This is a genomic window from Pseudomonas sp. LBUM1647 (assembly GCF_059716175.1).
The window spans coordinates 3,706,654-3,719,653 of the sequence record NZ_CP166809.1; the positions used below are offsets into that span (position 1 = coordinate 3,706,654).

The window sequence follows — 13,000 nt, forward strand, 5'->3', positions numbered from 1 at the left end:
GTTTCATGACCATTCGTGCCTCACGTTTTGCCCCCACCTGCCTGGCAACCCTGCTCGCAGTGTTCGCTTTCGGGTCCGCACAGGCGGACGAAGTCCAGGTTGCCGTCGCCGCCAACTTCACTGCACCGATTCAGGCGATCGCCGCCGATTTCGAAAAAGACACCGGGCATAAACTGGTCACCTCCTTTGGTGCCACCGGCCAGTTCTATACCCAGATCAAGAACGGCGCACCGTTCGAAGTGTTCCTCTCGGCGGACGACACCACCCCGCAAAAACTCGAAACCGAAGGCGACACGGTCAAGGGCTCACGCTTCACCTATGCCGTCGGCACCCTGGCGCTGTGGTCGGCCAAGGAAGGTTATGTCGATGCCAAGGGCGAAGTGCTGAAAAAGAACGAATACCAGCACCTGTCCATCGCCAACCCAAAAGCGGCGCCTTACGGTCTGGCCGCCACTCAGGTGCTGACCAAGCTGGGCCTGACCGACAAGGTCAAAGCCAAGATCGTTGAAGGCCAGAACATCACCCAGGCCTACCAATTCGTCTCCACCGGCAATGCCGAACTCGGTTTTGTGGCCTTGTCGCAGATTTACAAAGACGGCAAAGTCACCGGCGGCTCGGCCTGGATCGTTCCGGCCAACATGCATGAGCCGATCAAACAAGATGCGGTGATCCTCAACAAAGGCAAGGACAACCCAGCCGCCAAGGCGCTGGTTGAGTACCTCAAAGGCCCGAAAGCCGCCACAATCATCAAATCCTACGGTTACCAACTCTAAATGACACTATCGAGTGCCGACTTTTCTGCCATCTGGCTAACCCTGAAACTGGCGTCGCTGACGACGGTTATCCTGCTGGTTATCGGCACTCCGATTGCGTTATGGCTGTCGCGCACCCGCTCGTGGTTGCGCGGCCCGGTCGGGGCGATCGTCGCCCTGCCACTGGTGCTGCCGCCGACGGTGATTGGCTTTTACCTGTTGCTGGCGCTCGGCCCCAACGGGTTTGTTGGCCACTTCACCCAGTCACTCGGCCTCGGTACCCTCACGTTCAGTTTTGCAGGGCTGGTGATCGGCTCGGTGCTCTACTCGATGCCGTTCGTGGTCCAGCCACTGCAAAACGCTTTTTCTGCCATCGGCACTCGCCCCCTGGAAGTGGCCGCGACCTTACGCGCCAATCCCTGGGACACGTTTTTCAGCGTGATCCTGCCGCTGGCCCGCCCCGGTTTCATCACCGCTGCCATTCTCGGTTTTGCCCACACCGTCGGTGAGTTCGGCGTGGTGCTGATGATCGGCGGCAATATTCCCGACAAAACCCGCGTGGTCTCGGTGCAGATCTACGATCACGTCGAAGCTATGGAATACGCCCAGGCCCATTGGCTGGCCGGGGCGATGCTGGTGTTCTCCTTTGTTGTGTTGCTGGCGCTCTACTCCAGCCGTAAAACCAAAGCGGGCTGGAGCTGATCGATGATTCATACGCGTCTGAAACTGAAATATTCAGGGTTCGCCCTGGAGGTGGATCTGCAATTGCCCGGCCGTGGAGTCACTGCACTTTATGGTCATTCCGGTTCGGGCAAGACCACCTGCCTGCGCTGCATTGCTGGCCTGGAGAAGGCCGAGCAGGGTTTCATCCAGGTCAACGATGAAGTCTGGCAGGACAGCGACAAGAAGATTTTCGTGCCGCCACACAAACGTGCGCTGGGTTACGTCTTCCAGGAAGCCAGCCTGTTTCCCCATCTGTCGGTGCTGGCCAATCTGGAGTTCGGTCTCAAGCGTATTCCTCGCCAACAGCGCCGGGTCGACATGGCACACGCGACTGAACTGCTCGGGATCGGCCATCTGCTGGATCGTCATCCGCAGCACCTTTCCGGCGGAGAACGGCAACGGGTCGGCATCGCCCGCGCCTTGCTTACCAGTCCGAAACTGTTGCTGATGGACGAGCCGCTGGCGGCGTTGGATAGCCAACGCAAAAACGAAATCCTGCCTTACCTGCAACGACTGCATGATGAGCTGGACATCCCTGTGCTCTACGTCAGCCACTCACAGGATGAGGTCGCGCGGCTGGCCGACCACATCGTCTTGCTGAGTGAAGGCAAGGCGCTGGCCAGCGGCGCTATTGGCGAGACGCTGGCCCGGCTCGACCTGCCCTTGGCGCTGGGCGACGACGCCGGCGTGGTGATCGAGGGGCACGTCAGTGCCTATGACCCCGACTATCAGTTGCTGACCCTGCAACTGCCGAACACGACCCTGAACATTCGGGTGGCTCACTCACCGATGCCCCTGGGTCAGGCGCTGCGCTGCAAGGTTCAGGCGCGGGATGTCAGCTTGAGCCTGCAAAGCGTCGAGCACAGCAGCATCCTCAATCGCCTGCCGGTCACCGTGATCAGTGAAGTGGGCGCGGACAACGCCGCCCACGTGCTGATCCGTCTGGACGCTGGCGGCACACCGCTGCTGGCGCGAATCACCCGCTACTCCCGGGACCAATTGGGCGTGCACCCCGGCCAGCAACTCTGGGCACAGATCAAGGCGGTAGCGGTGCTGGCGTAAATCCGCTGGCACGACTGCAACGGCGTGCGGTCAATGGCTGTAACGGCCCCTGATCCCTCGCCAAGGACTACCGCCATGCCCGATATCGCGCTGCCCGATGTGCTGCCTTCCGACCTGCATTACGTCGATGACACCCAGCCCGGCATCACCCGCAAGAAACTGCGCGGCAAGTTCTGCTACTTCGACCCTGCGGGTCAGCGCATCACCGATCAAGACGAGAACAAACGCATCAACGCCCTCGCCGTACCCCCGGCCTACACCGATGTGTGGATCTGCGCCGACCCGCGCGGCCATCTGCAAGCTACCGGTCGTGATGCCCGAGGTCGCAAGCAATACCGATATCACCCACGCTGGCGAGAAGTACGTGATGCCGACAAGTACTCACGCTTGCGGGACTTTGGGTTGGCGCTGCCGAAACTGCGCAAACAGCTTGAAGCACTGCTGGCGGCTCCCGGCTTCAGTCGCGACAAAGTCATGGCCACGGTCATCACCTTGCTCGACGCGACGCTGATCCGGGTCGGCAACACCCAGTACGCTCGGGACAATCGCTCCTATGGCCTGACCACCCTGCGCAACCGTCACGTCGAGGTCAACGGCAGTGCGATCCTGTTCCAGTTCCGCGGCAAGAGCGGCGTCGAGCACCAGATCACGGTGAAAGACCGACGCCTGGCGCGGATCATCAAACGTTGCCTGGAAATTCCCGGGCAAAACCTGTTTCAGTACCTGGATGAAAACGGTGAGCGACACACCGTCAGTTCCTCCGACGTCAACGCCTACCTGCAAACACTCACCGGTGCCGACTTCACTGCCAAGGATTACCGAACCTGGGCCGGCAGCGCATTGGCGTTGGCGGTTTTGCGGGAACTGCAGTGGGAGCCCGAGTCGGATGCGAAGCGGCATATGGTGGAGATGGTCAAGAACGTCGCCAAACAACTGGGCAACACCCCGGCCGTCTGCCGCAAGTGCTACATCCACCCGGCGGTGCTCGAAGGTTTTCTTTTGGGTGCGTTGGCTGAGCTGCCCAGACCGCGAGCCCGCAAAGGGCTCAGGGCAGAGGAAGTCGGGCTGGCGGTGTTTTTGGAGATGAGGGTCGCAATAGCTGAGGCGGCGAACTGACCTGTCTATTTTTTTGCATGATCGCCAATGGCTTCTATAGTTGATGTGAACCTGAATTAGCTGCGGTGACGCCATGGAAGACATTTTCGTTGTAAAGCGATGCAACAAGATCATCATCCATGGTCGCCGGGCCGGAGAACCCGATCATCCACCACCCGACGCCGCCGTCTGGTATCGCATCGCCGATACTCGAACCCGCGGCTTCATCGGTGACGGTTTCGATCGTGAAGAAGACGCCCGGCGTGAATGCTGGCAGCTCAATGCCAGGTCGCAAGTGACGGCCCGACAAGGCTAAGGTCACCTGCCTTTTAGGGGTCTATACTGAAAAAGCTGAAGGAACAGTGACCCCATCGGCAGAAAGCTCGCTCCCCGCGGGCTTTTTGCTGCCAATTACAGGTTTCTTGAACGGAGGTGTTTGCCATGTCCGAAAAAGAGTCCATCACCACCCTGCTCACCCTGCTCGACTCCCGTCAGGCTCGCCTGGCAGCGGCATGCAAGGAAATCGCCGACTGGGTCGATCATCAAGGCGGGCACCCGACGGCCCTCAGAATCCGTGATCGGCTGAACGACATCGAGAAGGACGCGCCACTGATTCGCAATACGCTGTCTTCGCTCAAACCTGTCGACCCGCCCCTGCCGCGGTTCAGATGATTCGATCTGGACATCCTCAAGGACACGGCCTGATCCAGGACGCATGAACGGCGACCTTATCGTCACCGGGTGCGTCCTTGCCTGAGCGCTTCCTGCTGCATCCCCAACCCAGCCTGACGCTGGGCTTTTTTATTACTGCTCAGTCTATTTCACACTGTGTTCACAACTCACGCCCTACAGTGACCGGACTCCTTTGAAGAATCCCCCCTGGCCCGCCCGCATGCGGGTCTTTTTTTGCCCATTACGTCAGCAACGAACGTCGCCGTACGCTTGAGGTCAAACGATCACACGTCACCAAGGAGGCGTCTGATGGTTACTCACTTCAAAGTCGGCGGGCATCTGGCCTGCGGTCACAAAGGCAGCAAGCTCGTTTCAACCAGCGAACTTACCCGGGTGAAATGCAGAAGCTGCCGCAACACCGACGCGTTCAAGGATGCGCGCAAAGACCAGCGCAACGCTGCACGCCGCGCCGCACGCAAGGCCAAAGTTACGCACACCGCCAATGACTGGCGCGCGGCCTGGGTCGAACGGCTCACTGCCATGGAAGGACTGCAACGATTGCCTCGTGGTTTCACCGGTCAGCCTTTCGTTTAGCTGACAGCATCGGCGGCTGAATCGAATTCACTCGATCCGGCCGCTGGCGCCATGATTTCCAGCAACGACATGCGCTTGAAGGCTTCGACCAGACCACGCCCCTCCTCGGGTGCACAGGTGATGACCAGCCGCATGGTCGCCTCCCCCAAATGCCAGATCAGAAACGCAGATTCCCGAACCCGCAACGCATCGCTGCCGGGGAATACCCGAGGCATCGCGTCGACCAACAACCCGCCCGCAATACGACTCTCCTTTCGCTCCTACCGCTCTCGACTGAGTTGTTGCGTGGCGACGCCACATCAGGCGGTCAAAAGCGGTGCCAGCAACCTTCATCGACGCAAAAGACATCGCCGAGATCGCGGTCGGGCCGGCGCGGGATTTTTCCGACTATGTTCGGCGCACGGCTGCTTCGGGCGCCTGGGCATATGAGGGATGAAATCGAAGCAGCGTGCGCTTTCGATTGAGATAAACGGTGTACGTTAGTTGGATGATACTTAACTAATGCACACTGAATTTATTGTTAGTTGTCTTTGTATTTTGGTCTACAAGCCAAACTGAAGCCCCATCACTGTGCACGGTATTGCATTCCTTTCCATATTCTTTATAGGTGACGCAGATCACGTCACCTGCCACAGTCCAATTACCTTTAACCTCTGGATAATTAGCGATTTTAATTAACGCTGCTCCGCCAGGACTCAATGTTTCCGAGAACGGCTCGCCTTTGGCGGTTTTGCTTTTGAGCTCACGACCAATCAACACCTGGTGAATTTCATCCCCGCTTAATTGCTTCGCCCCAGCAGGTGCTGGGGTATGGGCATCGTTTGGAATCTGAGGTCCGGAAGAACATCCAGAGAGAAAGAACGCTACAGCAATGGCAGTCAATAACTTACTCATCACTTCCACCTCTTACAATTTTTTGTATTCAGACACCGTAACTTTTAAGACTAGATAATTCCAAACTGATCCATATATTTTTTGACGATAGGATCAATAGCGGCGTCAGCGAGGTGTGCACCATTGCCATGCAATTTTTTGGCGGCAAACAGATTCCTCGACTAGGGTTCTATCGAATCAAAATTGCGCCGACGGTGTTGGCGGGCACTCATCAAGGAGGGGACAGATGACATCAATTCGTAAGACCGAGCAAACCTATCGCACCTGGTCCAGCCCAATCTTGCTTGAACTCAAGGAGAGAGAGCACCAGCTGGACGCTGAAGCCCGCCAAGCCCTTCAAAATGTCTTGGTCGAGAGAAGGCTTGTTGATACCGGCAACCCTTCTGGCGAAGATCGACGCGGCGCTAATCCTGGGGCTGGCGGCCGGGGTCAATAACTGCCTCGGGCTAAAAAACCGCAGGCCAGAAACAAACAAGGGTTTGCATCAGCTTTCGCTCGCAAACCCTTGGTTTCAGATGGCACCACAACGACAAACGCCGGATCAGTTGTCGGATGAGGACTTGGACGAACGATAAAAGAACCATAAACGATTGACCAGGATGAAGAACACTACCGGGCCAGCCATAACCGCCAGTCCTTCAAAGAAGCCTTCAACGACCCCGCAATTCTCAAGCCTTGCCCCGACCATGATGGATAAGAAGGTCACAACAACCAGCCAAATCGCAGCTTTACCTCGGATGATGAAAGAGTCCTTCATAGCGTTGTCTCAAATCCTTTTGAATCACCAAAAACAAACAAGGGTTTGCATTAGCTTTCGCCCGCAAACCCTTGATTTAAGATGGTGCCCGAAGCCGGAATCGAACCGGCACGCCCTTACGAGCGGGGGATTTTAAGTCCCTAGGGAAAATCAATCAGGCTGCGCCTTTCAATAGGTTTTCCGGGCCGCAATTAGGCTCGGAAGGATGCCATGCAGCCCAATGTTTCCGCATACCTGCAAAAGATTGCGGTCCGGAAAAACCTCTGATTTAAGTTCATAAATAAGCGCTCAGCGTGAGGTGAGAAAAACCAAAGGTATGCCGATTCTGCATATCTCTAAGCGCGCATGTGATTGCACTAGTCCCCTACACCTCATGCACGCAGTACCCCTGTAGGACCTTGTGAAATGGCCGTTTTTACTGGCGCTCGCTGCAATCGAATGCCCACAAGTGCTTACAGGTGCGCGAGAGAGTCACGCAAAAGTCACGCACCCATCTCAGGCATCCTGCCGGCCGCTTATGCAAACGGAAGCTCGCGGACTCCAAAGGAGGTTTTGCGCAAGCCGACCCAAAAAAAGTGCCTCCAGGCTTGCTAGGCATAAGCGGACACCACAATCGCACCACTCTTACGGCCGGGAGAGAAATGTCACCCTCTCGAATTATGGACGAGTCGGTCAACGAAGAACTCCAAATGCCCTCTGGGGGTAGCCAGCAAAGGCCAGGCGTCGACCTTTAAAGCGATCTCCTGAAATGCTTGGGCGCACTTGGAGCGCGGAAAGTGTTCGTAGACTGCTCGCTGCTTCTGCACTGCCCTACGCGCACATACATCGTACGGAACCGCTCCCACATACCGCAGGGTTACGTCCAGGAAGAGATCGGTGACTTTGGCCAATTTAGCGAACAGCGCGCGACCTTCATTCGGGCTCTGCACCATATTGACCAGCACCCGGAAACGGTCCATTCCGTAATCACGATTAAGCAGTTTGATCAGTGCGTAGGCATCGGTGATCGAGGTCGGTTCGTCGCAGACCACCAGTAAGACTTCGTGGGCCGCCCGGACGAGACTGACCACCGACGAGCCAATGCCCGCAGCTGTGTCAATCACCAGCACATCGAGACTGTCACCGATTTCACTGAAGGCCTGGATCAGGCCTGCGTGCTGAGTCGGAGACAAATGCATCATGCTCCGGATGCCTGAAGTCGCGGGGACGATTCGTATCCCGCCCGGACCGCGCAAAAGTACATCGGATAGCTCACAGCGACCTTCGATTAAATCGGCAAGCGTGTACTGCGGGGAAAGCCCCAACAGGACATCGATATTCGCCAAGCCAAGATCGCCATCAAGCAATACGACTCGCTTTCCAAACTTCGCCAGCGCCAATGAAAGATTCACCGCCACAGTCGTCTTGCCGACGCCGCCCTTTCCGCCGGTCACGGCGATAACTTGTACAGAACGCACACCATCCATGTTATTGATTACCTTCCATGTGCATCGCGTGCGAGTAGTCGCTAACTATTCCTAGATGCGCAATGGTAGCTGAAAAGTGCAGACACATGGCCACTACATGGCAATCACGCGAACCAGAACTGCCACTGCTGCAATGCCCTCATCCGCCGAGTAATCGCCTATGCCCCATTCAGACCTGCTCCCCTCGCTGTTGTACAAGATCAACGAAAACCAACTCGCCCTCGAAGCCGCCATCATGGAGCTTTCCAATTGGGTTGAGGCCCGCGGTTCAGCTGACGTCGCCGACAATGTGCGCGGAGCCCTGGACGCCATCGATAAGAACGAGGAGTTCATCAAGCTAACGCTTGCGGTGCTGATGACGCCGGAGTGACCGTTACCGGCTGTGGATTCAACCGGTCGCTGCATCTGGCATCAACTGGGCTGACCGACGACCCTAATCTGCGTCAGCCCTACCAGCTCAGCCTGCTCTAAAATCTCCTGCGGCGTCGCGTCCGCGGTTGGCATGATCAGGCTGTTCTCTCCATCCCCAAAATGCAGCTGTAGCAGGTGCATTGCCGCTTCATGGACGGGCAGCTGAGGCTGCTTTAATTCGAACATGTATGTGCGGGGCTCGCCGTTGAACAGGTATTCCAAGGTGAAGTTGCGCATGGTGAAATCCTCATAATGGGAGAAGTACAGCTAACTATCCTGACTTAATAGTCAGTTTTTAGTTCAAGTGTTCCACCGACCGTACATCTCTCATAACCTACGGTCCGTCGCCTCACCCTCGCCACAATAGTCACGTCTCGATTACTGTACGTACAACCAGTATTTGTACAGCGAATCCGTCCCCATGAATTTCGACCAGGCTAAAGCGCTGAGACTTCAGCAGTGGCGCTCGACCCTCGACGACCACGACTTTCGAATGCAGAACCCCGAGGCCCACCGACAGACCCTTCACGAAATGAGCTCTGCCCTTGTTACCGAGGGATTGATCGATGAACTCCAGCAGTTCGACCTGAACGAGATGGCGAACGCTGCCTACTGGCACGCCGTGGAGGAATTGCAGACCGCTTCGGGCCGCTACTGCGGCGCCTCTGCCTACGACGTCATGCGACACGAAAGCACCGAGTTGTTCGGCAAGATTGGGCGCTCGATTTTCTATGCCGCGACCACGCTGGCCGAGGGTGCGCGATCCTCCTACGACGGGAAGATTTACCGCGATGCCACTGGAGCGAACCTTGTGTTCAACCCGTCCGGAGTAGTTGCGAGAATTACCGGGCTTACCTTGACCCTGCCGGATGCGCAGCAGTACGACCTCATAGAAACTGGAAGAACAGTCGAGGGCGTCACCTACGAGCCGATCGAGGATCCGGACCTCTACCGCGCATTGGTGGATGCCGCCCAAGTTGCTAAAGAGGGCTGTGATCTACGTGCTTTCGAAAGAGTGCGGCCGCGTCTCGATCTGGCCAGGTTCCGCGCCTGCCCCGCTTGCCTTGATCGTTTTGACCGGCGTGAAGATTGCCCGACTTGCGCTGGTAGAGGGTTTGTAACGAAGCCGGCGGACACTGGTCTACCCTGAATGTACAGCCGGAGGGTTCAACCATGTGCGGACGCCTTTCACAGTACCGGGGCATTCACGACTTCGTCGCGGCGCTCAGCATTCCAAACGCACTGATCAACTATGCCGGCGACCAGCCTTTCGAGCGCTATAACGCCGCTCCGACCACTCAGCTTGCCCTCTTTCACCAAGAAGGTCAGTTTTTACGCGCCGATATGGTTCGTTGGGGATGGCGCCCGCACTGGGCAAAAGACCGTGCTGCGCCGATCAATGCCCGAGTCGAGAAAGTTGCCCACGGCCCATTCTTCCGCGCTATCTGGCCGCACCGGGCAATTATTGCCATCGACAACTGGTTTGAGTGGGTGGATGAAGGCGGCCCAAAGAAACAGCCCTACCTGATTCGCCATCGTGACAGATCGCCAATCCTCTGCGCCGCAATCGGTCAATACCCCAACGCCGAGCATGGCCCAGGCGAACACGATGGGTTTGTCATCATCACCGCCGACAGCGCCGGCGGCATGGTGGACATTCATGATCGTCGGCCGGTGGTGTTGTCGCCGGAACTGGCCCGTGAATGGCTGGATCCGGCCAAGCCGAAAGAGCGCGCCGAGCAAATGGTGCTTCTCGAGGGAGAGCCTACCGAGGCCTTCGAGTGGTTCAAAGTTGACAACGCTGTGGGCAACGTACGGAATCAGGGACGGGAGCTCATCACTCCCTTGAACGATAACGCAGGCTGATCGAACAATCGGCTAAGCGATCGGACTCGATTTCGCACCATTCATCGATAAAACTCAATAATCGAAAGTGCCTGCCGATAGTCACAACAATGCCCCAGCATCAGGGGATTTTAGAACGTGTAGTAGCGAGTTCAGGCTTATGAAAGACATCTATCTACTGATCGAGCATGGTATGGATCAGGGCGAAGTTTACGTACTTGGTTGGTTCGATGATGAGAAAAGGGCCATGGAAGTGGCCGAGGAGAAAGAGTGGGAGGTATACCGCGCCAGCTTGAAAGCTGAGCATCCCTGGTCAAATCACAAACCGTTGTCGCCAGACCAAACTAAATATCGTCGCTTCTGGATCAAAGAGATTTCCAAATTTGATCACGTCCCCGTTCCCAGGTCCTCGGCAGTTCATTGACCCGGGAGGGCACTGGCGGCGTTCACGGCACATCCTTGAAGAAGACGTGGTGGCCGAGCTTCAGCGTCTGCTTGGCCTTCGCCGCCCAGTCCGGGGCCTTCGGCATAGTGGTCGCGTAGTAGTGCGTAGCGCCGCCGGTGGGATCTGACACCTTGCCGGCCATTACCTGGTCGGCGGCAATCTGCGCCTGAGCAAACTCGCGGAACGGGATCGACTTCGCGCCACTCAAGTAAGCAAAGTTCGGGTCGCTCCTGTTCCAGCAGCTGAACTGGTACGGCTTCTGGCAGACGCCGGCGTAACCCTCTCCCCACCACGACTTATCCTTGCGGTCATTCACACGGTTGCGGATCGTCCAGGCTACGGCGATCTGGCCGGCAAGGGCCTCACCGCGGGCCTCACCCCACAGTGTGCGCGCGAGGATGTCGCGGTCCTTCTCGTATGCGGTCATAACTTTTCTCCAGGCAAAAAATACCCGCACTAGGCGGGACTCAATGGTTAAGCTATGCACTCCACGCATGGAGGCATTTATGAAGTACACAACGATTCTTTTAATTGCCGCTTTGCTCGGCGGCTGCTCCTCATACAGTGAGCGCGGTACCGGTGAAGGCGGAAGGGAATTCAACAACAAGGGCTATACCGTCCGCTGTGATGCGACACCGGCCAATCAGCCAGGCTGCTACACACCTCCGCCGTCGTGGTCTTGGTGGCCTTCAAACAACATAAAATTTAAATTGGGTGCGAACTGAAATCAGCTTCTCATTCGGGATATAGCAGACACCCAAATAGATAGCCTGCTATCTTTATTTTATATTCCCTCTCGTTGAGATGCTCAGAACGAAAAGCCCTGACGTAAAAATACCCGCTTGATGTCTGGTATTTGGAGGAAGGGCTTGTTCTGCTAAACGCGTCCCTACTCTATGAGCGATGGGAAGCCTCTTGTGACGGCAGCACAATCTAGTAGAATCCGCGCTTATCGGCCTGTAAATACAGGGCCGAATCAAAAAATTTTCAGTTGGAGCCTTATGAATTGATAAATAAAAGTACTGCTGCGAAACTTGACTGGATCCAAGCGTTAAGGGGGATTGCAGCACTTTTGGTTGTGTTGTGTCATGCACGCCAGTATCTATCGCAGCAAACTTACACGCCATGGATAGAAAGCCTACTTTTGCCTGGCGCAATGGGTGTAGATTTATTTTTTATCATTAGTGGATTCATAATGATCTACTCCACTAGAAATTCTGATGGAAGTACGACATATGCATTGAATTTTGCCATAAAACGATTTTGCCGAATCTGGCCGGTATATGCAGCTGCTACCATTATATACATAGTTTCAACCAATCAATTAACAGCCTTTATTAATGGCACAGCCAGCATAGCGTCTTTTTTCAAAAGTATATTTTTTATTCCCGTAAATGGCCTGCGGGCATTATTTTTTGAGCCCATCCTTCCGCTAGGTTGGACGTTAGATTTCGAGATGTATTTTTATGCAATTTTTGCTGTCGCCCTACTTTTTGGCCGATTCAGACTATTAGCACTTTCCATATGGATAGCATGTACCGTCATCATCCTGCCTGCCATGACTCATGGCTTCTCCATAGATCCATTGATCAGTTATGAATTCCAGGCTCATTACTTGAACTTAATTGCCAGCCCCATAATACTCGAGTTCTTAGCAGGGGCACTTATTGCAAAACTATATTTGGCAACGTGGACTACCATAAAAAGCAAAATAGTGGCGTGGAACTTAGTTGCATCCAGCGTATGCTTTATGATCTGGTATAACTATTCAATATTAGGAGTGTTGCACGGACCGGCGCAGTGGGGAGCGTCATTGTCGCTAATGGTCTTAGCAATGGCCATTGCAAGCAAAACAGTAACCATTCACGCCCCCAAATTCTTGGTATGGATTGGCGAGATTTCTTTTTCTCTTTATCTTACTCATCTAAGCACAAGGGTTCTGCTGGATAATGTGGTACTGCCTCTTGGAGGGAGCGCCATGATGTCCTCATGGTCATATATACTTCTGACCACTGTCATCTCGATAGCTGTAGCAGGGGTTGTACATAAATATTTAGAGATAGGACTATCAGAGATCATAAGAGAAAAAATTGTAGCGTGCATCAGCAGACTTCAACATTCTCGCCAACCGGTAACGATCTGATGGGGCATTGAGTCACGAGTGTGTGCGCCTTAAAATGAACAGCTGCCCTGAGGCGGCTGTAATATTTGGCTGAGTTTCAGGCGGGGTCGACTGGCCACACCGGAGAGGCAAGCGCCAAGTCCTGCCTGAATGGTATTTATG

19 protein-coding genes, 1 tRNA gene and 1 pseudogene are annotated in these 13,000 nt (G+C 55.4%); 14 read left to right on the forward strand and 7 right to left on the reverse strand.

The features are described from left to right. The first annotated feature begins 5 nt into the window (after positions 1-5). The 7 genes from modA (at position 6) to ACA059_RS16770 (ending at position 4,898) form a co-directional block, all read left to right on the forward strand. Positions 6-773: a molybdate ABC transporter substrate-binding protein gene (gene modA / locus ACA059_RS16740; RefSeq protein WP_497630148.1), complete on the forward strand. Its 768-nt coding sequence runs from the start codon at positions 6-8 to the stop codon at positions 771-773. Further along, complete coding sequence (modB, locus tag ACA059_RS16745; RefSeq protein ID WP_497630149.1) at positions 774-1,454, forward strand: molybdate ABC transporter permease subunit; 681 nt, start codon at positions 774-776, stop codon at positions 1,452-1,454. Positions 1,455-1,457: 3 nt separating this feature from the next. Further along, positions 1,458-2,537 (forward strand): molybdenum ABC transporter ATP-binding protein, encoded by a 1,080-nt coding sequence (gene modC / locus ACA059_RS16750; protein ID WP_497630150.1) that lies wholly within the window; start codon positions 1,458-1,460, stop codon positions 2,535-2,537. 75 nt (positions 2,538-2,612) lie between these two features. Further along, positions 2,613-3,653 carry a DNA topoisomerase IB gene (locus ACA059_RS16755; RefSeq protein ID WP_497630151.1) on the forward strand — a complete coding sequence of 347 codons (1,041 nt, stop codon included), beginning with the start codon at positions 2,613-2,615 and terminating at the stop codon, positions 3,651-3,653. Between the two features lie 73 nt (positions 3,654-3,726). Beyond that, complete coding sequence (locus ACA059_RS16760; RefSeq protein ID WP_149629810.1) at positions 3,727-3,948, forward strand: hypothetical protein; 222 nt, start codon at positions 3,727-3,729, stop codon at positions 3,946-3,948. 125 nt (positions 3,949-4,073) lie between these two features. Then, on the forward strand, positions 4,074-4,304 hold the full coding sequence (locus tag ACA059_RS16765; RefSeq protein ID WP_010460746.1) for a hypothetical protein: 231 nt from the start codon (positions 4,074-4,076) through the stop codon (positions 4,302-4,304). 309 nt (positions 4,305-4,613) lie between these two features. Then, complete coding sequence (locus ACA059_RS16770) at positions 4,614-4,898, forward strand: hypothetical protein (protein WP_046047412.1); 285 nt, start codon at positions 4,614-4,616, stop codon at positions 4,896-4,898. Here ACA059_RS16770 and ACA059_RS16775 read toward each other — a convergent pair. Further along, positions 4,895-5,158, reverse strand: a pseudogene (locus ACA059_RS16775) (TetR/AcrR family transcriptional regulator); the annotation flags it as partial. The gene ACA059_RS16770 and the pseudogene ACA059_RS16775 overlap by 4 nt on opposite strands. A 238-nt stretch (positions 5,159-5,396) precedes the next feature. Beyond that, positions 5,397-5,792 (reverse strand): hypothetical protein, encoded by a 396-nt coding sequence (locus ACA059_RS16780; RefSeq protein WP_497630152.1) that lies wholly within the window; start codon positions 5,790-5,792, stop codon positions 5,397-5,399. 226 nt (positions 5,793-6,018) lie between these two features. Here ACA059_RS16780 and ACA059_RS16785 point away from each other — a divergent pair, with 226 nt between their 5' ends. Then, positions 6,019-6,228, forward strand: a complete 210-nt coding sequence (locus tag ACA059_RS16785; protein WP_497630153.1) for a hypothetical protein — start codon at positions 6,019-6,021, stop codon at positions 6,226-6,228. Between the two features lie 105 nt (positions 6,229-6,333). Here the strand turns inward: ACA059_RS16785 and ACA059_RS16790 are convergent, their stop codons facing one another. The 3 genes from ACA059_RS16790 to ACA059_RS16800 form a co-directional block, all read right to left on the reverse strand. Further along, positions 6,334-6,549 (reverse strand): hypothetical protein, encoded by a 216-nt coding sequence (locus ACA059_RS16790; RefSeq protein WP_497630154.1) that lies wholly within the window; start codon positions 6,547-6,549, stop codon positions 6,334-6,336. A gap of 82 nt (positions 6,550-6,631) precedes the next feature. Next, a tRNA-OTHER gene (locus tag ACA059_RS16795) sits at positions 6,632-6,735 on the reverse strand. Between the two features lie 458 nt (positions 6,736-7,193). Next, positions 7,194-8,015, reverse strand: coding sequence for a MinD/ParA family protein (locus tag ACA059_RS16800; protein ID WP_497630155.1), 822 nt, complete (start codon positions 8,013-8,015; stop codon positions 7,194-7,196). A gap of 160 nt (positions 8,016-8,175) precedes the next feature. On the opposite strand from ACA059_RS16800, the gene ACA059_RS16805 reads away from it, so the two are divergent. Beyond that, a complete protein-coding gene (locus ACA059_RS16805) occupies positions 8,176-8,385 on the forward strand; it encodes a hypothetical protein (protein ID WP_497630156.1) in 210 nt (69 codons plus the stop codon). A 41-nt stretch (positions 8,386-8,426) separates the two neighbouring features. On the opposite strand, the gene ACA059_RS16810 is transcribed toward ACA059_RS16805, so the two are convergent. After that, positions 8,427-8,663: a hypothetical protein gene (locus ACA059_RS16810; RefSeq protein WP_497630157.1), complete on the reverse strand. Its 237-nt coding sequence runs from the start codon at positions 8,661-8,663 to the stop codon at positions 8,427-8,429. A gap of 184 nt (positions 8,664-8,847) precedes the next feature. Between ACA059_RS16810 and ACA059_RS16815 the strand changes: the two genes are divergently transcribed. The 3 genes from ACA059_RS16815 to ACA059_RS16825 all read left to right on the forward strand — a co-directional run bounded on the left by ACA059_RS16815 (position 8,848) and on the right by ACA059_RS16825 (position 10,695). Further along, a complete protein-coding gene (locus ACA059_RS16815; protein WP_497630158.1) occupies positions 8,848-9,576 on the forward strand; it encodes a hypothetical protein in 729 nt (242 codons plus the stop codon). Positions 9,577-9,599: 23 nt separating this feature from the next. Next, complete coding sequence (locus tag ACA059_RS16820) at positions 9,600-10,292, forward strand: SOS response-associated peptidase (protein ID WP_497630159.1); 693 nt, start codon at positions 9,600-9,602, stop codon at positions 10,290-10,292. A 139-nt stretch (positions 10,293-10,431) separates the two neighbouring features. Then, positions 10,432-10,695 carry a hypothetical protein gene (locus ACA059_RS16825; RefSeq protein WP_497630160.1) on the forward strand — a complete coding sequence of 88 codons (264 nt, stop codon included), beginning with the start codon at positions 10,432-10,434 and terminating at the stop codon, positions 10,693-10,695. Positions 10,696-10,717: 22 nt separating this feature from the next. Here ACA059_RS16825 and ACA059_RS16830 read toward each other — a convergent pair whose 3' ends face one another. Continuing rightward, positions 10,718-11,143, reverse strand: coding sequence for a cell wall hydrolase (locus ACA059_RS16830; RefSeq protein ID WP_497630161.1), 426 nt, complete (start codon positions 11,141-11,143; stop codon positions 10,718-10,720). Between the two features lie 79 nt (positions 11,144-11,222). On the opposite strand from ACA059_RS16830, the gene ACA059_RS16835 reads away from it, so the two are divergent. Next, complete coding sequence (locus tag ACA059_RS16835) at positions 11,223-11,441, forward strand: hypothetical protein (protein ID WP_497630162.1); 219 nt, start codon at positions 11,223-11,225, stop codon at positions 11,439-11,441. 266 nt (positions 11,442-11,707) lie between these two features. Then, positions 11,708-12,859, forward strand: a complete 1,152-nt coding sequence (locus ACA059_RS16840) for an acyltransferase family protein (protein WP_497630163.1) — start codon at positions 11,708-11,710, stop codon at positions 12,857-12,859. The last annotated feature ends 141 nt before the right edge of the window (positions 12,860-13,000 follow it).

Coding starts and splice junctions, on each gene's coding strand:
- modA (WP_497630148.1), top strand. CDS start 6: ATGACCATTCGTGCCTCACGTTTTGCCCCCACCTGCCTGGCAACCCTG.
- modB (WP_497630149.1), top strand. CDS start 774: ATGACACTATCGAGTGCCGACTTTTCTGCCATCTGGCTAACCCTGAAA.
- modC (WP_497630150.1), top strand. CDS start 1,458: ATGATTCATACGCGTCTGAAACTGAAATATTCAGGGTTCGCCCTGGAG.
- ACA059_RS16755 (WP_497630151.1), top strand. CDS start 2,613: ATGCCCGATATCGCGCTGCCCGATGTGCTGCCTTCCGACCTGCATTAC.
- ACA059_RS16760 (WP_149629810.1), top strand. CDS start 3,727: ATGGAAGACATTTTCGTTGTAAAGCGATGCAACAAGATCATCATCCAT.
- ACA059_RS16765 (WP_010460746.1), top strand. CDS start 4,074: ATGTCCGAAAAAGAGTCCATCACCACCCTGCTCACCCTGCTCGACTCC.
- ACA059_RS16770 (WP_046047412.1), top strand. CDS start 4,614: ATGGTTACTCACTTCAAAGTCGGCGGGCATCTGGCCTGCGGTCACAAA.
- ACA059_RS16780 (WP_497630152.1), bottom strand. CDS start 5,792: ATGAGTAAGTTATTGACTGCCATTGCTGTAGCGTTCTTTCTCTCTGGA.
- ACA059_RS16785 (WP_497630153.1), top strand. CDS start 6,019: ATGACATCAATTCGTAAGACCGAGCAAACCTATCGCACCTGGTCCAGC.
- ACA059_RS16790 (WP_497630154.1), bottom strand. CDS start 6,549: ATGAAGGACTCTTTCATCATCCGAGGTAAAGCTGCGATTTGGCTGGTT.
- ACA059_RS16800 (WP_497630155.1), bottom strand. CDS start 8,015: ATGGATGGTGTGCGTTCTGTACAAGTTATCGCCGTGACCGGCGGAAAG.
- ACA059_RS16805 (WP_497630156.1), top strand. CDS start 8,176: ATGCCCCATTCAGACCTGCTCCCCTCGCTGTTGTACAAGATCAACGAA.
- ACA059_RS16810 (WP_497630157.1), bottom strand. CDS start 8,663: ATGCGCAACTTCACCTTGGAATACCTGTTCAACGGCGAGCCCCGCACA.
- ACA059_RS16815 (WP_497630158.1), top strand. CDS start 8,848: ATGAATTTCGACCAGGCTAAAGCGCTGAGACTTCAGCAGTGGCGCTCG.
- ACA059_RS16820 (WP_497630159.1), top strand. CDS start 9,600: ATGTGCGGACGCCTTTCACAGTACCGGGGCATTCACGACTTCGTCGCG.
- ACA059_RS16825 (WP_497630160.1), top strand. CDS start 10,432: ATGAAAGACATCTATCTACTGATCGAGCATGGTATGGATCAGGGCGAA.
- ACA059_RS16830 (WP_497630161.1), bottom strand. CDS start 11,143: ATGACCGCATACGAGAAGGACCGCGACATCCTCGCGCGCACACTGTGG.
- ACA059_RS16835 (WP_497630162.1), top strand. CDS start 11,223: ATGAAGTACACAACGATTCTTTTAATTGCCGCTTTGCTCGGCGGCTGC.